Source organism: Amycolatopsis sp. NPDC102522 (assembly GCF_055584485.1).
In genome coordinates, this window is the sequence record NZ_JBVJLY010000031.1 from 1 (window position 1) to 21254 (window position 21254).

The window sequence follows — 21254 nt, forward strand, 5'->3', positions numbered from 1 at the left end:
GCAAAAACGGCCACAACACCCTGACCGCACTCCGCGCCGCCATCACCGGAAACCCCTGGCTACCAACCAACCTAGCCACCAGCTGACTAGTAACGCAGCAGCTTCAGTCCGGTGTACCGCGGTACTTGTAGGCGGCTTCGGGATCGACGCACTTCACCTCCAGGACACCGTTCGCGGTGAGGTTGAGGCTTTCCGCGCTGTACAGCGTCGCGGCCGGTCTCGTCGGGATCACCCCGGCGGCTTCGAAGCCGCGGGTCGTGCCGACGGCTCCCGAGTAGTCGCCGACGGCCCAGAAGAGGCCGATGCTCACCAGGACGTAGCCGGTCACGAGTTCCGTCAGGCTCGCGCGGGTGCTCCCCGTTCTGCGTGAGGTCCAGTGGCGCCAGGAGAACAGCGTCATCAGGACGCCGATCGCGAAGCCGAGCCCGGAAAGGCCGGGGTAGTCGCGAAAGGGTTCCGGGTCGAGCGCGATCGCGGTCGTCGAGACCAGCAGCGCGAGGCCGAGGCCGCCGGCGACGGGGGAGCAGATCCGCAGCAGCCGGGTCCACGGGACCTCGCCGAGGCGGATCTTCAGGAACCGGGTCAGCACCAGGAAGAGCAGGATCGCGCCCGCCGCGCCGGTCAGGGGCAGGAGCACCCCGTCGACGCCCCGTCCGAAGATCTCGTCCGGCGTCTGGCCGAGCAGGGTGTAGTGAACGCGGAAGTAGCCGAAGTACGTCTGCGTCTCGACGAGCCCGAAGTAGTAGAGCAACGCGGTGAGCAGGGTCGTGTTGGCCAGTGCGGCGCCGACCAGCCGGAGTGCGTGCGACGGGCCCGCCGCGGGCTCGGCCACCGGCGGCGCGGGCGCGCGGAGGCCCCGCCGCGTGCTCATCCGCTCGTGGTTTCGCTCGGCTTCCCGCTTTCCGGCTTCGAAGGCGACGGGCTTTCCTCCGTGGTCTCGGTTTCGCACAGCCGGGCCCGGATCGTGATCGTCTTGCCGGGATAGACCGGATTCGGGCCGATACTGCGGATGCAGTGGCCCTTGCCCGCGGTCACGATCGAAACGCCGCACCGGCGGGGGCTCTTGCAGAGGTCTTCGAGGTTCTTCCCGATCGCTTTCTCGGCGGTGTCGGGATCCGTGCCGAGCAGGTCGCTGTTGTACTTGATGGGACTGCCGGGGACGACAGGCGGACGAGGCTCTTCGGTGTGGCCGCCGCGAGCGGTCCCCGGCCCCGGCGTGAGCCCATCGGGCGAGGACTCCTCGGGGGACACCGTCGGGGCGATCTCCGTCGTCACCCCGGTGTCCGTGGTCGGATCGGCCGGATCCGTGTCGCGGGGAGTGGACGCTCCGTCGCAAGCCGCCGCGAAGCCGAGAGCGGCGATCGCCATCGCCGCGCTGAACAGCCGTTTCATGGACCTCACCGTCCTCGAGAAGACGTCCTTCTTGGTAAGGACGCGGAACGACGACCCCCTGATACGTCCCGGCCTGGTCCGTTCGGGCGTATTCCGGGTGATTCCGCCCTTTCGGGCAATTCCGGGGTGACCGGAGTGCGACAACTTTGCGGACCGGCCTTCCGACACGCCGCAAAATATGTTAAGAAACTTTACTAACTAATAGGGAGGCGCGTTTTGAGTTCATCCCCGCGGCCGGGGCTCGAGCGGAAGATCGGGCCGCTCCAGGCGACCGCCATCAACATGACCCAGATGTGCGGGATCGGCCCGTTCGTCACCATCCCCGCGATGGTGGCGACCCTCGGCGGCCCGCAGGCGATGTTCGGCTGGCTCATCGGCGCGCTCATCGCGCTGGCCGACGGCCTGATCTGGGCCGAGCTCGGCGCCGCCCTCCCGGGCGCCGGCGGCACCTACGTGTACCTGCGCGAAGCGTTCGGCTTCCGGACCGGCAGGCTCATGCCGTTCCTGTTCGCCTGGAGCGCGGTGCTGTTCATCCCGCTGATCATGTCCACCGGCATCATCGGCCTCGTCCAGTACCTCGGGTACCTGATCCCCGGGGTCGCCGACGGCGGCGGGACGACCGGGCTCGGCAAGGTCATCGGCCTCGGCGTCATCGCGCTGATCGTGCTGGCGCTGTTCCGCAAGATCGGCGAGATCGGGAAGCTGACCACCGTCCTGTTCGCGATCATGCTGTTCGCCGTGCTTTCGGTGATCGTCGCGGCCTTCACACACTTCGACGGCGCGCAGGCGTTCGCCTTCACCCCGGGCGCGTTCTCGTTCGACGGCGGAGCGTTCTGGGCCGGGCTCGGCGCGGGCCTGATCATCGCCATCTACGACTACCTCGGCTACAACACCAGCGCCTACCTCGGCGGCGAGGTGCGTGACCCGGGCCGGACGCTGCCGCGGTCGATCATCCTCTCGATCCTCGGCATCATGAGCCTGTACTTCCTGCTGCAGCTCGGCGTGCTCGGCTCGATCCCGCTGGAGGAGCTGAAGACCGCCACGTCGGTCGCCTCCACCGTGCTGGAACAGGCGTGGGGCACGGGCACGGCCAAGGTCATCACCGTGTTCATCGTGATCGCCGCGATCGGCTCGGTGTTCGCCGGCCTGCTCGGCGGCTCGCGGGTCCCGTTCGAGGCCGCGCGCGACAAGGTGTTCCTGCCGGTGTTCGCCAAACTGCACCCGAAACTGAACCTGCCGACGGCCGGCGTGCTGACGATGGGTCTCATCGCCGCGATCGGCTCGCTGTTCACGCTGACCGCGGTGATCAACGCGGCGGTGACGGTGCTCGTGCTCGTCCAATCGCTCGCCCAGGTCGCGGCGATCGTGGTGCTGCGGCGACGGCGTCCGGAACTGGACCGGCCGTACCGCCAATGGCTCTACCCGATCCCGACGATCATCGCGCTGCTCGGCTGGGTCTACATCTACTTCTCCGCCACCTGGCTCTCGATCGGGCTTTCGGTGGGATGGATCGCGATCGGCGTGGCGGCGTTCCTCGCCTACGCGAAGACGGAGCGCGTGTGGCCGTTCGGGCCCAAGGGAATTCAGGAATCGTTCGCGGGGGCGGAAGAGGGGAACGGGAAGTGACGGGGGAAGCGTTGATCCTGGGGATCGACTTCGGCGGGACGAAGGTCGCGATCGGGCTGGCGGACAGAGCCGGGAGCCTGCTGGTCACCCGGCGGCTCGACACCGACGCGCAAGCGGGCGCCGAACAGGTGGTGAGCCGTGCGCTCGCCGCCGCGCGGAAACTGCTCGCCGACGAAGGCGCCGCCGACAACCTTGTCGCGATCGGCGTCGTCAGCCCGGGCATCGTGCTGGAGGACCGCATCCTGCTGGCCCCCAACGTGCCGGGCTGGGAGGAACTGCGGCTGCGGGAACTCGTCGCCGACGAGTTCGGCGGCGTCGGAATCGAGGTGGGCACCGACGCCAAGGCGGCGGCGCTCGCGGAATGGCGATGGGGGGCGCTGGCGGACACCGATCCGGCGGTGTTCCTCTCGCTGGGGACCGGGATCGCCGCGGCGGTCCTGGTCGGCGGCCGGCTGCTGGCCGGCGCGAATGGCGCTGCGGGAGAGATCGGGTACAACCTCCTCTCACCGCAGGACACCGACGGGTTCGCCAGCGGAGCGGCGCCGCTGGAGGAAGCCGTCGGTGGGCGTGGGCTGGGCGGCCGGGCGAGTGTGCTGCTCGGCCGCCCGGTAACCGCGGGCGAGCTGTTCGGCCTCGCCAGGGAGAACGCGCAGGCCAAGGAACTGGTCGGCGCGGCACTCGACGAACTGTCGATGCACGTCGCGAACCTCGCCATCGCACTCGATCCGCAGCGCATCGCCGTCGGCGGGGGACTAGTGCGCTCGGCCGACATCCTGCTGCCCGCGCTGCGGGAACGGCTGGCCAGGGCCGTGCCGTTCCCTCCGGAACTGGTGTCGGCGAAGTTCGACCAGGACGCGTCCCTGCTGGGCGCGATCGCGATCGCGCTGGACGCGTAGCGAGATCACCGACCGAAGCCGCCGGGCGTTCGCTAGATCCGATCTAGCGAACATCCGGCGGCTTTCTCGCGCCTGGGGGGTGAGGCGAGAGGAGGTCGGTCATGAACACCAGTCCGCTACTGGTCGCGGTGATCATCGGCAGCACTCGCGAAGGGCGGGTGGGGGACGCCGTCGGCAAGTGGTTCACCGGCCGCGCGGAAGGCCGGGACGACCTCGTCGTCGAAGTCCTCGACCTGATCGACTTCACCCTGCCCGCCTGGCTGCCGGAACAGCCGACGCCCGACATGCGGCGGTTCGCGAGGCTGGTCGACGAGGCGGAGGCGTTCGTCGTCGTCACTCCCGAGTACAACCGCAGTTTCCCGGCGTCGCTCAAGCAGGCGATCGACTGCGCCTACGACGAGTGGCGCGCGAAGCCGGTCGGCTTCGTCTCCTACGGCTACCGGTCACAGGGCCTCTACGCCGTCGAGCAACTGCGCTCGATCTTCACCGAGCTGCACACGGTGACCATGCGGGACACCGTCGCCTTCAACCTCCTCGACGGCACCTTCGCCCGTGATGGCACCCCTATCGACATCGACGGCCAAGGACAGGCCGTCACCACCCTGCTCGACGAACTCGTTTGGTGGGGCCTCGCCCTGCGCGAAGCGCGTGCCACGCGCCCCTACGTCTGCTGAAAGTTTCTGAAAGGACAAGGAAAATGAGTGAACTGGCCATCGAAGCCTCGGGGCTGGTCAAGGTGTTCGGGGAGAACCGGGCGGTCGACGGGATCGACCTGAAGGTCCCGGCCGGCGCCGTGTACGGCGTCCTCGGGCCGAACGGCGCGGGCAAGACCACCGCGGTGAAGATGCTCGCGACCCTGCTCCGCCCGAACGAGGGCGAAGCGCGCATCTTCGGCAAGGACGTCGTCCGCGAGGCCGACGCAGTCCGGGCCATGGTGAGCCTGACCGGGCAGTACGCCTCGGTCGACGAAGAACTGACCGGGACCGAGAACCTGGTGCTGATCGGCAGGCTGACCGGGCACCGCAAACCGGCCGCCCGCGCGCGGGCGGAGGAGCTGCTGGGGGCGTTCGGCCTGTCCGAGGCCGCGGGGCGGCAGGTGAAGAACTACTCCGGTGGGATGCGGCGGCGGATCGACATCGCCGCGAGCATCCTCAACACCCCGGACGTGCTCTTCCTCGACGAGCCGACGACGGGGCTCGATCCCCGCAGCCGCAACCAGGTCTGGGACATCGTGCGCGCGATCGTGCAGCACGGCACCACCGTCCTGCTGACCACGCAGTACCTCGACGAGGCCGATCAGCTGGCGTCGCGGATCGCCGTCATCGACCACGGCAAGGTGATCGCCGAAGGCACCAAGGGCCAGCTGAAGGCGTCGGTCGGCGCGGGCGCGGTCCACGTCCGGTTGCGCGAGGCGGACCAGCGGCCGGAGGCCGAAGCGCTGCTCGTCCGCAACCTGGAGGCACAGGTGGTGCTCGAACCGGACCCGCTCTCGCTGACCGCCCGGCTTTCGGGCAAGAGCACCGACCAGGGCGCCGCCGAGCACGCCGCGCGCGCCCTGACCGAACTCGCCCGCGCGGGCATCGTCGTCGACACCTTCTCCCTGGGCCAGCCGAGCCTCGACGAGGTCTTCCTGGCCCTCACCGACCGCACCGCCACGCCTGAGGAGAGTGCAGCTTGAGTACCACGGCAGTCAAAGAAACAGAACCCGTTCTCGCGGCACCGAAGCCCGAGGACCTCGCCGCCGTCCTGATCTCGAAGAACCGTCCTCAGCGGCCCAGCGCGCTGTCGGCTTCGATCACCTTCGGGTGGCGCGCGATGCTGAAGATCAAGCACGTGCCCGAGCAGCTGTTCGACGTCACGGCGTTCCCGATCATGATGACGCTGATGTTCACCTACCTGTTCGGCGGCGCGCTGTCCGGCTCGCCGACGGAGTACCTGCAGTTCGTGCTGCCGGGCATCATGGCGAGCAGCATCCTGATGATCACCATGTACACCGGGGTGGCGGTCAACACCGACATCGAGAAGGGCGTCTTCGACAGGTTCCGCACGCTGCCGATCTGGCGGCCGGCGGCGATGGTCGGCTACCTGCTCGGCGACATGCTGCGCTACCTCATCGCGGCACTGGTGATCCTCGGCGTCGGGCTGATCATGGGCTTCCGGCCCGGCGGCGGGGTCGGCGGCGTGGCCGCCGCGATCCTCCTGCTGCTGGCGTTCTCGTTCGCGTTCTCGTGGATCTGGACGATGTTCGGCCTGCTGCTGCGCAGCGAGAAGTCGGTGATGGGCGTCAGCATGATGGTGCTGTTCCCGTTGACCTTCCTCAGCAACATCTACGTCAACCCGGAGACGATGCCGGGCTGGCTGCAGGCCTTCGTCGACGTCAACCCGGTGACCCACGTGGTCGGGGCGGTCCGCTCGATGATGGACGGCAACTGGGACGGCGGCGAGATCACCTGGGTGCTGATCGCCGGCGCGGTCCTCCTCGCGGTCTTCGGCACGCTGACGATGCGGCTCTACAACCGCAAATGATCCCGGGTCCCCTGGCGGTTACAGCCGCCAGGGGACCTTGCCTTCCGGCGCGTAGCGGCACGAAGCCCCGGTGGTGACCGACGCGCGCAGGTGCGCGGCCAGCGCCGGGTGCTGTTCGTCGAGTTTGCGCAGGGTGTCCCGGATCCGGGCGGTCACCGTCTTGCGGGCGCGCTCGGCTTCGTCGCCGAGCCGCCGGGTGCGGCCGCCGAGCCCGGCGGCGGACCGCAGTTCCGCCAGCAGCGCGTCCCGCTCCCGATCCAGCGAGGCGGCGCGCGCGTCCTGGCCGAGCCCGGTGGCGGTGTCGATCAGTTCGTCGAGCTCGCCCAGCCGCGCGCGATACCGGGCCTTCGCTTCGTCGTCGAGGACGTCGTCCCCGCCGAGACTCTTCGCGGCGACGACCAGCTCACCGCCCTCGGGGTCGAGCAGCCGCACGGACGGTACCTCCGAACCCGGCCTGCCGAGCAGGAAATGCAGGTCCCGCAAGCCTTTCGAATCCGACAGGTGTGCGGTGACGCCGTCGAAAAGCAGCGTCCAGACGCCTTCGTCGCGGCGGAACCCAGCGGTCGGTGACGACGGCGCCCGCGCCTCCTTCCGTGCCCCCTCCACCCTGGCGAGCACCTGACGCAGGCCGAGCGCGGTGGCTTCTCTGTCCACTTCGGACAGCAGGGCTTTCGCGGCGAACGCGTCGCCTTCGAGGTTCCGGCCGAGCAAAGCCTTGGCCAGCCAGGACTTGGCTTCCACCGCCCAAGCCGCGGCCCGCAGCAGCTCGGCCGAACGCGCGGCGCGGCGCAACCTGCCCACGGCGTCGTTCCAGCGTTTCTGCGCGAAGTCGAGCCTGCCGAGCCAGAGATCGACCGGGCCGCCGGTTTCACACCCGTACAGCGAAACCAGCCATTCTCCGCTGTAGGAGGCCAGGAGCTGGCGAGCGGCCTCGCAGCGTTCCGGATCGCCGGAGACCGCCGCCGTCTGCGCCTGGCAGCGCAGCCACATCGCCTCCAGGTCGCGTGGATACGGCTTCGTCTCGGCCGCGAGATCGGTGAGCCGCACGGCTTCCCCCGCGTCCTCGGCTTGCGCGGCGGTGATCGCTTCCAGCATGCGCTGGTAGGGATAGCCTTCGCGAGCCATCTCCCGATGCAGCCGGGCGAGGTCGACGAACCGGCCTTCCAGACACCAGCGGGTCCAGCGTTGCAACTGCCTGACATCGCAGAAGAACGGGTGGGCGTCGGCCGCCTGGCCTTCGATCGCCTGCTGGAGATATGCCTCGGCTTCGTCGAATCGCGCCTGGATGGTGGCGATGATGCACTGGTCGATCATGGACGCCAGGTGGGAGCTCGGCACCCGGCCGGTGTCCGCCATGGCGACGAAGTCCCGGTACTGATCGAGATAACGCGGATCGCCTTGTTCCAGCAGCGCCACCCATTTGAACGACGACGCGAAATGTTCGAGTTCCGCGTTCCCCGTGCGGCGCCCGACCGCGATCAGCTCGTCGGTGAGCCGTTCCCGTTCGGCGGCGGTGCCCGGCCCCCAGATCGCGTCGTGCCGGGCCCACAGCCCGAACAACAGCGCGGAGTCGTCCTGATCGTCGCGGGCGGTCATCATGATGCGCGCCGTCAGGTCCTGCGTCATCTCTTCGACGGAGAGGGACTCGCCGGATTCTCCGTCGCAGAGCCGTCTATGCGCCTCGGCGAGCAGGGCGGTGGTCTCTTCGACGCGGAGACCCTTGTGGTCGGACCGGATCAGGGTCAGCGCGAGCCGCGCGAGCAGATCGCCTTCGTCGATTTCACGGATGAGCGCCGATGCCGCGTCGAGGACTTCGCGGCCCTCTTCGGTTTCGTGGTGACGGGTGAGATGCGCGCCCAGTTCGAGCGCGATGACCGCCCGGCGGCGGGGATCCTCGATGATCTCCATCGCCCGCCGGTAGTGCCCGGCCGTCTCCTCGGTGGCCATCCGGCCGGTGGCGTCCATCGCCGCGGCCAGCAACAGGTCCACGGCCTCGTCCGGATCGACTTCCGGTCCGGCCAGCAGCGCGTGGCGGGCCTTGTCGGCGGGGAAGAGCCGGTCCGGCGACTTCGGTGTCTCCCGCACCGCCGCGACCACCGCGGCGTGCTGTTTCCGACGTTCCGCTTCGGACAGGCTCGCGTACAGGGTCTCGCGGACGAGGTCGTGGGCGAAGGCGAACCGGCCCTGGCCGTGCACCACGGCCAGCCGTGCCGCGACGGCCTGGTCGAGCAGCCTGTCCACCTGGGGTACCGGCGCTGACGCCACGCCCGCGAGCAGTCTGCGGTGGAACTCCCGGCCGAGTACGGACGCGGTGGTCAGCAGATCGAGAACCGGTTGGGGGAGCAGGGAAAGCCGCCGCTGCAACGCGTCGGCCACGCCGGGTGCGATGGTCTCGGCGGAGCCGCCGCTGTGCCAGAGCCGCGCCGTCTGCTCGACGAAGAACGGATTGCCGCCGGTGCGGCGGTGGACCTCGGCGACCAGTGCGCCGTCCGGCTCCGCGCCCGCTGTCCTGGCCATGAGCGCGCCGACCTCGTCCGGTTCGAGCCCGGTGAGAGTGACCGAAGTGGCCTTCGCGAGCAGAGGCAGTACGAGCGAGCGAAGCGGGTGATCGGTCGTCTCGACCTCGACGTCGCGGTACGTGCCGATCAGCAGCAGCCGTTCGAACCAGGTGTGCTGCGCGGCGAACTCGAGCAACCGCAGCGACGCGGCGTCGGCCCAGTGCAGATCGTCGAGCACCACCACGATCGGCTGATCCTGGGAGGCGGCCACCAGCGCGCTCGTCACCGCGTCGTACAGCCGGAACCCGTCCGCCGCGCCGTCGCCGCGGGTCTCGCCGAGCAGGACGTCCAGTTCGCTGTCGGCCATCGCGGCCCAGCGGCCCTGCCCGACCGCGCGCCGCAGCCCGCGCACCACCTGCGTCCACGGCCAGTAGCCCGGCGCGCTCGCCGAGTCCCAGCAGGACCCGTTGAGCACCAGGCCGCCGAGGCGCTTCGCCTCTTCGGCGGCGCCTGTGACGAGCGTGGTCTTCCCGATCCCGGCCTCGCCGGTGACCAGCACCAGCCCGCCGTGGCTTTCGGCGGCACGGGCGATCTCCGCGCGGAGTACCCCGGCGGGATGGTCGCGTCCGATGAGCACGGCTGACATGTCCGAATCCTCCCAGTAGGGTCCGACACTTTCACGACGCCCGCCCGTTGTCAGGCGTTACCGGCGGTCCGTGGTGACCGCCCGTGACCGACGTCTCCCAGCCACTGGGAACCTTCCGCGGCCCGAATCCGACTTTCTGGGCGTGACGAATCGAGTGGGACGGCGGGTGAACAGCCGTCGAAGTTCGTGCCCCGTCGGGCGAACAAGGCCTGTTGTGCCAGGTCAGCTACGCGAGGGCTGGAGTAGGGTGCGGGGTATGGGGAGCATTCGCTCGCGCGTGCTGGCGTGGATCGGCCGCCGCTACCTCGCGCGTCAGCAGAAAAACGGCTTCGACCTGTCCAAGATGTCGATCATCCCGGACAACGTGCTGTTGCCGCTCAAACGCGACGACCTCGACCCGGTGCCCGAGCTGGGCCGGATCCGCGAGAAGGAGCCGATCAGCAAGCTGGAGCTGCCGTTCGGGATGAACGGCTGGCTGGTCACCGGCTACGACGAGGCCAAGGCCGTGCTCGGCAAGGTGACCGAGTTCAGCAGCGACTTCACGAACCTGGTCGGGAACGCGGGCGTGACCGAGGACCAGAACCCCGGCGGGCTCGGGTTCGCCGATCCGCCGGTGCACACCAGGCTGCGGCGCCTGCTCACGCCGGAGTTCACCATGCGACGGCTGTCACGGCTGGCGCCTCGGATCGACGAGATCGTCGCCGATCAGCTCGACGCGATGGCGAAGACGGACGGTCCTGTCGACCTGTGGGAGGCCTTCGCCCTGCCGATCCCGTCGCTGACGATCTGCGAGCTGCTGGGTGTCCCGTACGAGGACCGTGACGACTTCCAGCGGCTGAGCACCGCCCGCTTCGATCTCTTCGGTGGTGCCGGGGCGTCACTCGGCGCGATGACGGAGTCACTGTCCTATCTGGACGACATCGTCAAGAAGCAGCGCGAGAACCCGGGCGACGGCCTGCTCGGCATGCTCATCAAGGAGCACGGCGACGAGATCGACGACCGCGAACTGGCCGGCCTCGCCGACGGCGTGCTCACCGGCGGGCTGGAGACCACGGCGAGCATGCTCGCGCTCGGCGCGCTCGTGCTGCTGAAGGACCGTTCGCTGTTCGAGACCGTCCGCGGTGGCGACGACGCCGTCCACAAGTTCGTCGAAGAACTGCTGCGGTACCTGACGGTCGTGCAGATGGCCTTCCCTCGCTTCGCCAAGGAGGACATGGAGATCGCCGGCGTCCGGATCGCGAAGGGCGACATCGTCCTGTGCTCGCTCAACGTCGCGAACCGTGACGGCGTCCTGGGCGAGGACATGGAGGAGTTCGACGCGACCCGCGAGCCGACGTCGCACCTCGCCTTCGGCTGGGGCATCCACCGGTGCATCGGCGCCGAACTGGCCAGGATGGAACTGCGCACCGCGTATCCCGCGCTGGTGCGCCGGTTCCCGGAGATGCGGCTGGCGATCGAACCGGACGAGGTGGGCTTCCGGAAGGTCTCGATCGTCTACGGCGTCGACGCGCTTCCCGTGCTGCTGGACTGAAATCTCAGGCGACTCCTCTCGGGCGGAACTGGACGCTGATCCTCGGCCCGACGGGTTTGGCGGTCTTGGGGACGGCGTGTTCCCAGGTGCGCTGGCAGCTGCCGCCCATGACGATCAGGTCGCCGTGGCCGAGGGCGTGCCGGAGGGTTTCGCCCCCGCCACGCGGGCGCAGTGCCAGCTGCCGGGCGGCGCCGACCGAGACGATCGCGACCATGGTGTCCTCGGTGCGGGAGCGGCCTGTGTCGTCGCCGTGCCAGGCGACGCTGTCGCGCCCGTCCCGGTAGAAGCACAGGCCGGAGGTCACGAACGGCTCGCCTAGCTCGTCCGAGTAATGCGCGGAGAGCCTCTCCCGAGCGTCGGTGAGGATCGGGTGGGGGAGCGGCATTCCTTCGCGGTAGTAGCTCAGCAGCCGGGGGACGGCGACGACGCGGTCGTACATCTGCCGTCGTTCGGCCTGCCAGGGCACGTCTTCGGCGAGCCGGGTGAACAGCTCGTCCGCGCCGGCGAGCCAGCCCGGCAGCACGTCGATCCAGGCACCCCGGGACAGCTCGGTGCGCCGGAGCCCGCCGAGCGAGCCGAGCTCGAGAGCGGCGCACTCGTCGAACAGCGAGGCTTGAAGCGTGGGTGTCATGGCAACCGAACCTACCCCGTTTTCGATCATTTGTCGAACGGGTGTTCGACTGGGATAAATGACCTGCGGCCGACGGCGGCGCCGGGCACGATGGTCCCCATGATCGACACAGCCAAGTCCGCGGACGGAACGCCGATCGCGTTCGAACGACGTGGCGAGGGGCCGGTGGTGGTGATCGTCGCCGGCGCCGGCAACGACAGGCACGGCGACGAACCGCTGGTCGCGGAGTTCGTGGCCGAGTACTCCGTGGTGACCTACGACCGCCGGGGCCGGGGCGACAGCAGGGACACCGCGCCGTACGCGGTCGAGCGCGAGATCGAAGACCTCGCCGCCGTCGCCGCCGCGATCGGCGAGCCGGTGATCGTGCACGGCATCTCCTCCGGTGGCGCGCTGGCCCTCCTCGCCGCCGCGGCGGGAGTGCCGATGGTGCGACTTTCGGTCTTCGAATCGCCGTATCGCGGCGAAACGGAAGACGTCCCCGAGGGGTACGCCGAAGAGATGCGCGACCTGGTCGCGGCCGATCGGTGGGACGACGCCGTCGCGCTGTTCACGATGTCCGCCGTCGGCACGCCGGCGGAGGCCGTCGCCGAGGCCAAGGCGACGCCGATGTGGGCCGAACTCCGGTCCTATGCGCCTACGCTCGTCTATGACGCCTTCGTGATGGGCGATTCGAAAGTGCCCGCCGAGCTGGCGTCGATCGCGACGCCCGTCCTCGTGGTGAACAGCAACGGCAGCACGGAGTGGCTGAAGGCCGCCGCCCTCGCCACCGCGAAAGCGATCCCGGGAGCGAGGCAGGTCGAGCTGGACGGCGAATTCCACAGTGTCCCGCCGGAGCGGCTCGTGCCGGAACTCAGCGCGTTCTACCGGGATCCTCGGTGAGGCTCAGGTAGGCCGCGCCGCGCGGGGAGATCCGGTAGCCGACTTCGAGGCTGAGTGTCAGGCCGAGATCCTTGAGCTTGCGGATGTCGACCTTCAACGGCTCCTTCTCGCGGCCGAGGAGATCGGCGAGTTCCTGAGCCCGGCGGCCGGGATTGCCGGCGATGAGCCGCAAGGTCTCGTGGGTCCACGAGCGCTGTCTGTCCATCTTGGACAGTCGCTTGCGGATCGCTTCGGCGTCCTTTGCGGACAGCTCGGCCGCCGCGCTGAGCGCCTGCCGGGGATCGGGGCCGAGATAACGCAGGCGGACGCGGTACACCGGAGCGTCCGAAGGGCCGCGCAAGGTCCCGCGGACCGCGTTCGCCGAGTCCGCACCGGAGCGGCGGGCGTCGGCTTCGGTGATGGTGGCGGGGTCGACGATCTCGACCGAGTCGACCTCGATCACCCCGGCTGCCAGGCGCATGACGTCACCCGCGTGGACGTTCTGCTTCGACCAGCGCCGGAAGGTCAGGTCGATCGTCCCGGCGGCCAGCCCTTCGAGGACCGTCATGGAGAGGATCACCGTCGTTACCCAATCAGCGGGACGCCGGAGCGTCAACATCTTGTCCGATGACGGTTCGTGCTCGTACAGTCGCAGCCTGGTCCTGGTCTGGACCACCGCCGCCCTGAGTGTGCAGGAGGCAGGATGCGGAGACGACTTCGGACCGCTGGGGTGGTCGCGGCGGCCGTCCTCGGCCTGATGGCGTCGGCGATGCCGGCGAGCGCCCAGGTCGGAACGGGACCGTGGACGGCGGAGAATCCCTCGTTCAACGTCCAGGAACGCGGGTGCGGCGCCGTCGACGGGCTCAACTTCGAACTGACCTGTTCCACCGGAAGCGGGGATCAGCGGGCGGAACGGCGCTACGTGACCTACACCGGCGGGACCCGGCAGTTCGAGGGCTCGTTCCGGATCACCAGCATGGCGGGCACCCGGATCAGCCTGAAACAGACCTTCCGCGACGCGCCGACCGCCGGGCCGTACTTCATGCTCGCGGTCGAACGCGGCGGGCGGCTCTACGCGGTCCACGGCGGGGAGACGCTGGGGAGCGGGGCGACCGTCGGGACGTCGGTGCGGGTCAACACCGTGCACCAGGTCGGGAGCACGCACAAGGTGTACATCAACGGTTCGCTGAAGCAGACCGTGAGCAGCAGCAGTGGCAGCTACTACGACAAGTTCGGCGCCTACCGGACGGCCAGTGGCGCCGGCCCGGTCAAGGTGACGTGGAGCGGGATCAAGTTCTGGCGGAAGTGAGCCTGCCGGTGTCCGGCGTCCGGTGTCCGGTGGGTGGCCGGTGCCGGTGGTGGGGGGGGGGGGGGGGGGGTGGGGCCCCCCCCCCCCCGGAAACGCCCCCCCCCCCCCCCCCCCCCCCCCCCCCCGCAGCCGGCCGGGGGGGAGGGGGGCCGGGCCGGGGGGGGGGGGGGGGGGGGGGGGGGGGGGGGGGGGGGGGGGGGGGGGGTGGTGTGGGGTTTTGGTTTAACAACCCCCCCCCCCCCCCCCCCCACCACCCCGACCGACGCTCACCGGCCCCTCCATCACGGGACGGGGCGTCACGGACCTCGGCGCCACGCGTCGAGGTCCGTCCACGCTTCGAGGGTCCGCCCGCTTTCGAACCGGCGGCGTTCGCCGGTGACCGGATCGGTGAACTCGAGGACCTTCGCCAGCAGTTGCAAGGGTTCGGTGAAGTCGTCGAGCGGGGTTTCGGTCAGGTCCGGGTAGAAGTCGTCGCCGAGAATCGGCAACCCGAGGCCGCTCATGTGCAGCCTGAGCTGATGGGTGCGGCCTGTCGCGGGGAGCAGGCGGTAGCGGCCGAGCCCGTCGCGATGTTCGATCAGCTCGACGCGGGTTTCGGCGTTGGGCGGCCCGTCGACCTCCTGCGCGGCGATGACCCCACGTTCCTTGACGATGCGGCTGCTGATCTCGCGCGGCATCGTGACGCTCGGATCATGGCGCGCGATCGCCTCGTATTCCTTGTGTACCAAACGATCCCGGAACATCGTCTGGTACTTGCCGCGGACTTCGGGGGTGATCACGAACAGGATGAGCCCCGCGGTGACCCGGTCGAGCCGGTGCGCGGGGATGAGCGCCGGAAGATCGAGCTCGCGGCGGAGGCGGACCAGCGCGGTCTGCAGGATGTGCCGCCCGCGCGGGATCGTCGCGAGGAAATGCGGTTTGTCGGCGATCAGGAAATGCTCGTCGCGATGCACGACGGAGACCTCGAACGGGACTTCGACCTCGTCGGGCAGATCGCGATGGAACCAGATGAACGAGTCCGGCACGAACGGCGAATCGACGCCCAGCGGCCCGTCCTGCCCGACGATGCGCTCCTCGCGGAGCATCTCCTCGATCCGCTCGGGCGCGACCCGGGGAAGCCGCTCGACGAGATGCTCCCGCAACGTCGTCCACGGCCCCTCGGCGGGCATTTTGAGCCTCGCGGGATCGAGCCCGTGACGGGGCGGGAGCGGCGGGCGGAGCTTGCGTCTCATCACCGCGCACTCTAGCCGCGGGGGCTCATCCGGCCTGGTCGCGGGCGGCTGCCCGCGCTCGCCGCGATGTCGCGAAAGCCACTTTCGGGACATCAGACGTCGCGAACGATGCTCCTATTGATGTCAAGGGGCTTTCGCGACTCCTGCGGAGTTGTCCACAGTGGTGCTGGTGTGGCGAGTTGTCCACAGGCCGGGGGGAAGGTACTGGCGACCGAGGGCGGGCGGGCCGACGATCATGGGGTGAAATCCGGAGCTTGGGCTCGTGATCCCGAGGGGCTCTATCAGCACAGTCGTGGTGGCGTGATCACCGTCGCCCGATTGACGGAACTCGGTGTTCCGTCGAGGACATGCTATCGCCGGTGCCGTCCGGGAAAGCAGTGGCGACGACTGCTGCCGGGAGTCTTGCTGCTGAATTCCGGCGAGCCGACGCGACGGCAGCTGGTCGACGCCGCCCTTCTGTACGCCGGGCCGGACGCGGTGGTGACGGGAGCGACCGCGTGCCGTCGGCAGGGGTTGAGGATGCTCCCCGGCCATACTTCTCGCGTCCATCTTCTCGTTCCCCTTGAGCACAAGGTCGGCAGTTCCGGGCACGCGATCATCGAACGTACGACCCGGCTGCCGCAGGCGGTCGTGCTTGATGGGGTGCCACTGGCACCGTTGGTCCGGTCCGTTCTCGACGAGAGTCGTCGGCTCGGCTCACGACAGGAGGTTTCGGCTCTGCTTGCCGAGGCGGTGCAACGGGGTGTGAGCCTTCCGGAACTGTTCGACGAACTCGATGCCGGAAGCAGCCGTGGTACCGCGATCCCGCGCGAAGCATTGCATCGGATCGCCGACGGAGCCCGGTCGGTCGCGGAGGTCGACGCGATGAAGGTGTGGCGAATGAGCGGTCTGCCGGAGCCCCGGTGGAATCACGAACTGCGGGACGAAGACGGCGAGTACATCGCGACTCCCGACGGCCACTTCGTGGCGGTAGGCCTGGCCTGGGAGATCGATTCGTATGACTTTCACTTCGGCAAGCAGCAGTACGCCGCGACAGTGGCGAGAAACGCCAGGTATGCGGCCGCCGGCATCGCGGTCCTCCAGACCTTGCCCAGTCGATTGCGCACGGAGCCGAAGCGAGTGGTCGCCGAACTCGTGGCCGCTTATCGCGCCGCCGAGGCCCGTACGCGTCGGGCCGCCTGACCAAAGATGGAGCCCGAATCGGTGGCGGCACCGCGAAGGGGCGGGGTCAGGCGCCCGCTTGGTCCCGATACCGCGCGAGGTACCGCTCGGTGATCTCCGCCTCCGCGACCGCGATGGCCTCGGCGCGGGTCCGGCGGCCGGTGCCCGGCGGGAAGCCGTTCTTGGCGAGCCGGTGTTCGATGCTCTCCTCCATGTAGGCCATCGAGTAGAAGTACGCCACGAGCGCCGCCATCAGCACGATCGCCAGCCGCAGGGGGAGCGGGCCGGGCAGGAGCAGCCACACCGCGCAGAGCGGGGCGATCATCACCGTGCTGCGGGCGACGTGCCGCCAGCGCCAGCTTCCGGTGGTCGCGTCGTGGAGGATCCAGTCGTGGTAGCGCTCGGGCAGCCTGCCGCCGAGTGAGTACCACAGCCAGCGGAACACATCCGGGCGCTTGCGGGGCATCGGACGACTCCCTTCCTTCTTCCTTCGATGTCCGTAACAGTACACTAATGATTAGCACGCTAATCATTAGTGTCGCGCACGCCACGGCTAGGATTCGCGGCATGAACTCGGAGGGGCCGGAGATGAAGTCGATCGATCTGGGCGCGGATCCGCTCGCGCTGGAGCGTCAGGTGTGTTTCGCGCTGTCGGTCGCTTCGCGCAGCGTCATCGCCATCTATCGCCCGTTGCTGGAGCCGCATGGACTCACCCATCCGCAGTACCTGGTCATGCTGGCGCTGTGGGAGCGGGGACCGCAGGCGGTGAAGGACCTGAGCGTCGCTCTGCGCGCCGAACCCGCGACGCTGTCACCGCTGCTCAAGAGGCTGGAGACGATCGGTTACGTCACTCGCAGGCGCAGTTCCGAGGACGAGCGGCTGCTGACGGTCGAGCTGACGGAATCCGGTCGCGCCTTGCGCGCGGAGGCGGAAAAGATCCCGTACCGCGTCGTGGAGAAGCTCGGAATGGAGGTCTCCGAGCTGGAGGCGCTGCACAAAGCCTTGACGCGGGTCATCGAAGCCACGGCTTGAGCGAACCGAAACCGTGGCGTGACGAAATGGGGGTGTGAAGCCGCGCCAGGGTGGGTAATTCCCGTCACGCCAACTCAATGTGACAGGAAGCTGAGGGACCGTGACCACCTCGACCCCCGCGCCCACGGAAGCAGGTCTGGATCTCATGACCAGGCTGAACGCCTATCTGGAGGACGTGGCAGCGGCACTGGGTATACGGATGGATTCGTGCACGGCAGACCTCACCGGCCCGGTCACCGCCCGGATGAGGCTGAACTGGCGCCTTCCCGGCTTCCCCGAGCGTGACGTCGACCTGATGTGGCACGAAGAGCACGGCTGGTCCGCCGCGGTCGCGACGCACGCGGGCGACGATCACCACGTCGTCGTCGCCTACCTCGGTGGCCGGACGGTGGCCTCGCAGCCGCGGCTCGTGGCCCGGTTCGCCGATAGCCTGCGCACCGGCGAGCACCAGGACTGCTGGCCCGGCGCGCCGACGTTGCGCACCGCCGGCGGAGCCTCCGCGCTGGCCAAGGAGCTTTCGGCCTGGGCCTGATTTTCAGGGGCTGACGGTCAGTTTGCCGATGATGCGCGCGGTGACGGCCTCCAGATTGTCGTCGAGGAAGAAGTGCCCGCCCTCGAACACGTCCATCTCGAAGGTGCCGGTGGTGTGCTCGCGCCAGTTTTCGACGTCCGGCACCTCCAGGACCGGGTCCGCGTCCCCGGCGAGCGCGACGACAGGGCAGGTCACGCCGGGACCGGGCCGGTAGCGGTAGGTCTCGACGGCCTTGTAGTCACCGCGCAGCGCGGGCAACGCCAGCGCGCGGATGTCCGGGTCGTCGAAGATCGACGCGTCGGTGCCGCCGAGCCTGCTGACTTCGGCGAGGAAGGTGTCGTCGTCGGCGAGGTGGTGCGCTTTCTCCTTGAACACGCCCGGGCCACGGCGGGCCGAGACGAACAGGGCCGCCGGAACGAGGCCGCGCGCTTCGAGCCGCCGGGCGACCTCGAAAGCGACGATGGCGCCCATGCTGTGGCCGAAGAGGGCGAAGGGCTTCGGGAACGCGGCGACGACGTCCACCAGGTGCTCGGAGAGGGCGTGCAGATCGTCGATCACCGGCTCGTCCATGCGGTCCTGGCGGCCTGGGTACTGGGCGGTGTGCACCTCGACGGTGGGCGAGAGGGCCCCCGAAAGCGGCCTGTACGCGCTCGCCGAGCCACCGGCGTGCGGGAAGGCGATGAGCCGCATCCCGGCCGCCGGCGCCGGGTGGAAACACCGCGTCCAGCCGCGGAGAGCCTGCCCTGCCATGGAAAATCCCCCAATCCATGCGGGAACGACCCCCGCGACACTCGAATGTACGGGGAATTCGCGGGGCGAGTCCATGGCTGTGCGGGGTTGTTCACGCCGGGGCGGGATGGGAACACTGGACACCGGCCCACATCCAGGGCCTGGCGGAAGGGAGCGAGTGTGGCGGAGGACCTGAAGATCCGGCTCGGCGCGGGGCTGGGGACCGGGACGGCGCCCGAGGAGTTCGGCCCCGCGGTCGATCTGCTGGAGCAGGCGGGCGTCGATTCGCTTTGGCTGCCCGAGGCGGTGTACTCGCCCAGGATCGACCCGGTCGTCGGGCTGACGCACGCGCTCGCCCGCACCTCGAAACTCAAGGTCGGCACCGGCGTGATGGTGCTGCCCGGCCGTGACCCGGTGCTCGTCGCCAAACAGCTCGCCTCACTCGCCGCGCTCGCGCCGAAAAGGGTTCTCCCGGTCTTCGGCCTGAAGCCCGCCCGGGAGGCGGAACTGCCGCTTTTCCCGGTGCCGCAAGGCCGTCGCGCCGCGGTGTTCGACGAGTCGTTGCTGCTGATCAAGGCGTTGCTTGAACAGGAAGAGGTGACCTTCGAGGGCGAGTTCTTCCGCGTCGAGGGCGTCGGCTTGGGCATGCGCCCGGTCAAACGGCTCGACCTCTGGCTCGGCGGTAAGGCGCCCGGCGCGCTGCGGCGCATCGGCAGGCTCGCGGACGGCTGGCTGGCCAGTTTCCTCACGCCCGAGGAAGCGCGCGCCGGCCGCGAGGCGATCCAGAAGGCCGCCGCCGAGGCGGATCGTGAGGTCGAGGCCGACCACTTCGGGATCAGTCTCGTCGTCGCCGAGGACGGGATCCCGGACGCGCTCGCGGCTTCGGTCGCGGCAAGGTCCGACGCGGACCCCTCCCGGCTGATCGCGGGCAGCTGGCGGGCCGCCCGCGATCTGGTCGCCGAGTACATCGACGCCGGGTTGAGCAAGTTCGTGCTGTACCCGGCCGGACCGGAGCCGATCGAGCGGTTCGTCGAGAACTTCGTCGAGCACGCGATCCCGCTGCAGAACTAGAGCACGCGATCCCGCTGCAGAACTAAGCCCTAGTCGAACTTCAGCTCTTCGGTCCGCCGCGGCATCAGCAGCAGCGCGCCGACGCTGAGCACGGCCACCACCAGCATCGCCAGGAAGACGTGGTGCGTGGCGCTCGCGAGGGCGCCACGCACGAACGTCGTCGTCGGGGTTTCCGGGCCGTTGCCACCCAAGACGACGCTGGTCGCGTCGACGCCGGACGGCAGGCCGGAGACCCCGGCGGGCGGGTTGGCGAAACGGTTCGCCAGGGTGGCGTTCGCGATCGCGCCGAACATCGCCACGCCGACGGCGCTGCCCAGCGAACGGCTGAACATGTTGGTCGCGGTGACCACGCCGCGGCGCTCCCAGCCGATGGTGGACTGCACGGCGATCAGCGTCGGGCTCGACGTCAGGCCCAAGCCCAGGCCGAGGACGAACGCGGCCGCGGCCGCCAGCCAGATCGACGACCCCGCCGCCAGGAACACGGTCAGCCCCGCGCCCGCGATGACGGCCCCGCTGCCGATCAGCGCGGTGTCCCGGAACCCGATCCGCATGTAGATCCGGCCAGCCAGCGACGCCGAGATCGGCCAGCCGACGGTCAGTGCGGCGAGGGCGAATCCGGCGACGAGCGCGCCGGTGCCGAGCACACCTTGGGAGAAGGTCGGCAGATACGAGGTGAGGCCCATCAGCAGCATGCCGACGACGACGGCGACCAGGTTCCCGCCGATCAACGTCCGTTTGGTGAAGATCCACAGCGGCAGCACCGGCTCTTCGGCCCGGCGTTCCACGAACACGAAAGCCACCAGCAGCGCCACCGCGCCGGCGAAGATCGCCAGGCTCGGCGCGGACGCCCAGCCCCAGGCGACCCCGCCCTCCAGCAGGCCGAGGATCAGCAGCGAACAGCCGAGGGTGAGCAGCGTGGCGCCGAGATAGTCGATGCGGTGCGAGCGGCGTTCGACGCGCTCGCGGAAGTTCCGGAACAGCATCCACGCCGCCAGCGCCCCGAGCGGCAGGTTGATGAAGAAGATCCAGCGCCAGTCGAGGTACTCGGCGAAGACGCCGCCCAACGTCGGCCCGACCACCGACGAGATGGCCCAGACACTGGCGAGATAGCCCTGCACCCTGGCGCGTTCCTCGACGGTGTACATGTCGCCGACCATGGTCAGCGCGATCGGCTGGATGGCGCCCGCGCCGATGCCCTGCACCGCGCGGGCGGCGATCAGCACCGGCATGCTCCAGGCCGCGCCGCACAGCACCGAACCCAGCAGGAACGCGGCGATCCCGAAGAACATCACCGGCCGCCTGCCGAGCACGTCGGCGAACTTGCCGTACAGCGGGACGGTGACAGCCTGGGTCAGCAGATAGATCGAGAACAGCCACGGGAACTGCGAGAACCCGCCCAGATCGGCGACCACCGAGGGCACCGCCGTCGCGATGATGGTCGAGTCGAGGGCGATCAGGCCGGAACACAGCATCACGGCGATCAGGACGGGGCCGCGTTCGGAGCGGAAACCGACCCCTTCCTTCGCGGTGACCGGGGCCGGGGTGGTCATCTGTGGCGGTCTCCTCGCACTCATGAAGGGCGTC

General features: G+C 69.3%; 21 protein-coding genes. 12 read left to right on the plus strand and 9 right to left on the minus strand.

The window, feature by feature from the left end:
• Positions 1–103 precede the first annotated feature (103 nt).
• Together ACZ6YV_RS40515 and ACZ6YV_RS40520 are read right to left on the minus strand one after the other, a co-directional pair.
• On the minus strand, positions 104–871 hold the full coding sequence (locus ACZ6YV_RS40515; protein WP_465514698.1) for a hypothetical protein: 768 nt from the start codon (positions 869–871) through the stop codon (positions 104–106).
• A complete protein-coding gene (locus ACZ6YV_RS40520; RefSeq protein WP_465514699.1) occupies positions 868–1392 on the minus strand; it encodes a hypothetical protein in 525 nt (174 codons plus the stop codon). The genes ACZ6YV_RS40515 and ACZ6YV_RS40520 overlap by 4 nt, the downstream gene beginning before the upstream one ends.
• A gap of 216 nt (positions 1393–1608) precedes the next feature.
• Between ACZ6YV_RS40520 and ACZ6YV_RS40525 the strand changes: the two genes are divergently transcribed.
• The 5 genes from ACZ6YV_RS40525 (at position 1609) to ACZ6YV_RS40545 (ending at position 6440) form a co-directional block, all read left to right on the plus strand.
• A complete protein-coding gene (locus tag ACZ6YV_RS40525; RefSeq protein ID WP_465514700.1) occupies positions 1609–3018 on the plus strand; it encodes an APC family permease in 1410 nt (469 codons plus the stop codon).
• On the plus strand, positions 3015–3914 hold the full coding sequence (locus tag ACZ6YV_RS40530) for an ROK family protein (protein ID WP_465514701.1): 900 nt from the start codon (positions 3015–3017) through the stop codon (positions 3912–3914). The genes ACZ6YV_RS40525 and ACZ6YV_RS40530 overlap by 4 nt, the downstream gene beginning before the upstream one ends.
• A 101-nt stretch (positions 3915–4015) precedes the next feature.
• Complete coding sequence (locus ACZ6YV_RS40535; RefSeq protein WP_465514702.1) at positions 4016–4588, plus strand: NADPH-dependent FMN reductase; 573 nt, start codon at positions 4016–4018, stop codon at positions 4586–4588.
• A gap of 23 nt (positions 4589–4611) precedes the next feature.
• The gene (locus tag ACZ6YV_RS40540) at positions 4612–5592 is read left to right on the plus strand and encodes an ATP-binding cassette domain-containing protein (RefSeq protein WP_465514703.1); all 981 of its coding nucleotides are present in this window, start codon (positions 4612–4614) and stop codon (positions 5590–5592) included.
• Entirely contained in the window at positions 5589–6440 is an 852-nt protein-coding gene (locus tag ACZ6YV_RS40545) for an ABC transporter permease (RefSeq protein WP_378245585.1), read from the plus strand. Before ACZ6YV_RS40540 ends, ACZ6YV_RS40545 begins: the two co-directional genes overlap by 4 nt.
• 18 nt (positions 6441–6458) lie before the next feature.
• Here the strand turns inward: ACZ6YV_RS40545 and ACZ6YV_RS40550 are convergent, their stop codons facing one another.
• On the minus strand, positions 6459–9584 hold the full coding sequence (locus tag ACZ6YV_RS40550; protein WP_465514704.1) for an ATP-binding protein: 3126 nt from the start codon (positions 9582–9584) through the stop codon (positions 6459–6461).
• A gap of 256 nt (positions 9585–9840) precedes the next feature.
• On the opposite strand from ACZ6YV_RS40550, the gene ACZ6YV_RS40555 reads away from it, so the two are divergent.
• Positions 9841–11115: a cytochrome P450 gene (locus ACZ6YV_RS40555; RefSeq protein ID WP_465514705.1), complete on the plus strand. Its 1275-nt coding sequence runs from the start codon at positions 9841–9843 to the stop codon at positions 11113–11115.
• Between the two features lie 4 nt (positions 11116–11119).
• On the opposite strand, the gene ACZ6YV_RS40560 is transcribed toward ACZ6YV_RS40555, so the two are convergent.
• The gene (locus tag ACZ6YV_RS40560; RefSeq protein WP_465514706.1) at positions 11120–11746 is read right to left on the minus strand and encodes an alpha-ketoglutarate-dependent dioxygenase AlkB; all 627 of its coding nucleotides are present in this window, start codon (positions 11744–11746) and stop codon (positions 11120–11122) included.
• A 99-nt stretch (positions 11747–11845) separates the two neighbouring features.
• On the opposite strand from ACZ6YV_RS40560, the gene ACZ6YV_RS40565 reads away from it, so the two are divergent.
• The gene (locus tag ACZ6YV_RS40565) at positions 11846–12625 is read left to right on the plus strand and encodes an alpha/beta fold hydrolase (RefSeq protein WP_465514707.1); all 780 of its coding nucleotides are present in this window, start codon (positions 11846–11848) and stop codon (positions 12623–12625) included.
• Here ACZ6YV_RS40565 and ACZ6YV_RS40570 read toward each other — a convergent pair.
• Positions 12597–13172 (minus strand): ASCH domain-containing protein, encoded by a 576-nt coding sequence (locus ACZ6YV_RS40570; protein ID WP_465514708.1) that lies wholly within the window; start codon positions 13170–13172, stop codon positions 12597–12599. The two genes, ACZ6YV_RS40565 and ACZ6YV_RS40570, sit on opposite strands and share 29 nt — an antisense overlap.
• A gap of 135 nt (positions 13173–13307) precedes the next feature.
• Here ACZ6YV_RS40570 and ACZ6YV_RS40575 point away from each other — a divergent pair, with 135 nt between their 5' ends.
• Complete coding sequence (locus ACZ6YV_RS40575) at positions 13308–13913, plus strand: hypothetical protein (RefSeq protein ID WP_465514709.1); 606 nt, start codon at positions 13308–13310, stop codon at positions 13911–13913.
• Between the two features lie 296 nt (positions 13914–14209).
• Here ACZ6YV_RS40575 and ACZ6YV_RS40580 read toward each other — a convergent pair whose 3' ends face one another.
• On the minus strand, positions 14210–15145 hold the full coding sequence (locus ACZ6YV_RS40580; RefSeq protein ID WP_465514710.1) for a pseudouridine synthase: 936 nt from the start codon (positions 15143–15145) through the stop codon (positions 14210–14212).
• Positions 15146–15385: 240 nt separating this feature from the next.
• On the opposite strand from ACZ6YV_RS40580, the gene ACZ6YV_RS40585 reads away from it, so the two are divergent.
• A complete protein-coding gene (locus ACZ6YV_RS40585; protein WP_465514711.1) occupies positions 15386–16327 on the plus strand; it encodes a hypothetical protein in 942 nt (313 codons plus the stop codon).
• Positions 16328–16373: 46 nt separating this feature from the next.
• Here the strand turns inward: ACZ6YV_RS40585 and ACZ6YV_RS40590 are convergent, their stop codons facing one another.
• Complete coding sequence (locus ACZ6YV_RS40590; RefSeq protein ID WP_465514712.1) at positions 16374–16772, minus strand: DUF5313 domain-containing protein; 399 nt, start codon at positions 16770–16772, stop codon at positions 16374–16376.
• Positions 16773–16894: 122 nt separating this feature from the next.
• On the opposite strand from ACZ6YV_RS40590, the gene ACZ6YV_RS40595 reads away from it, so the two are divergent.
• Both ACZ6YV_RS40595 and ACZ6YV_RS40600 read left to right on the plus strand, forming a co-directional pair.
• Positions 16895–17338, plus strand: coding sequence for a MarR family winged helix-turn-helix transcriptional regulator (locus ACZ6YV_RS40595; protein ID WP_465514776.1), 444 nt, complete (start codon positions 16895–16897; stop codon positions 17336–17338).
• A 100-nt stretch (positions 17339–17438) separates the two neighbouring features.
• Positions 17439–17870 (plus strand): DUF6292 family protein, encoded by a 432-nt coding sequence (locus ACZ6YV_RS40600; protein ID WP_465514713.1) that lies wholly within the window; start codon positions 17439–17441, stop codon positions 17868–17870.
• A gap of 3 nt (positions 17871–17873) precedes the next feature.
• Here ACZ6YV_RS40600 and ACZ6YV_RS40605 read toward each other — a convergent pair whose 3' ends face one another.
• Positions 17874–18620, minus strand: a complete 747-nt coding sequence (locus ACZ6YV_RS40605; RefSeq protein ID WP_465514714.1) for a thioesterase II family protein — start codon at positions 18618–18620, stop codon at positions 17874–17876.
• A gap of 159 nt (positions 18621–18779) precedes the next feature.
• Between ACZ6YV_RS40605 and ACZ6YV_RS40610 the strand changes: the two genes are divergently transcribed.
• Positions 18780–19670, plus strand: a complete 891-nt coding sequence (locus tag ACZ6YV_RS40610; protein ID WP_465514715.1) for a TIGR03854 family LLM class F420-dependent oxidoreductase — start codon at positions 18780–18782, stop codon at positions 19668–19670.
• 29 nt (positions 19671–19699) lie between these two features.
• On the opposite strand, the gene ACZ6YV_RS40615 is transcribed toward ACZ6YV_RS40610, so the two are convergent.
• Positions 19700–21220 carry an MDR family MFS transporter gene (locus tag ACZ6YV_RS40615; RefSeq protein WP_465514716.1) on the minus strand — a complete coding sequence of 507 codons (1521 nt, stop codon included), beginning with the start codon at positions 21218–21220 and terminating at the stop codon, positions 19700–19702.
• Positions 21221–21254 lie beyond the last annotated feature (34 nt).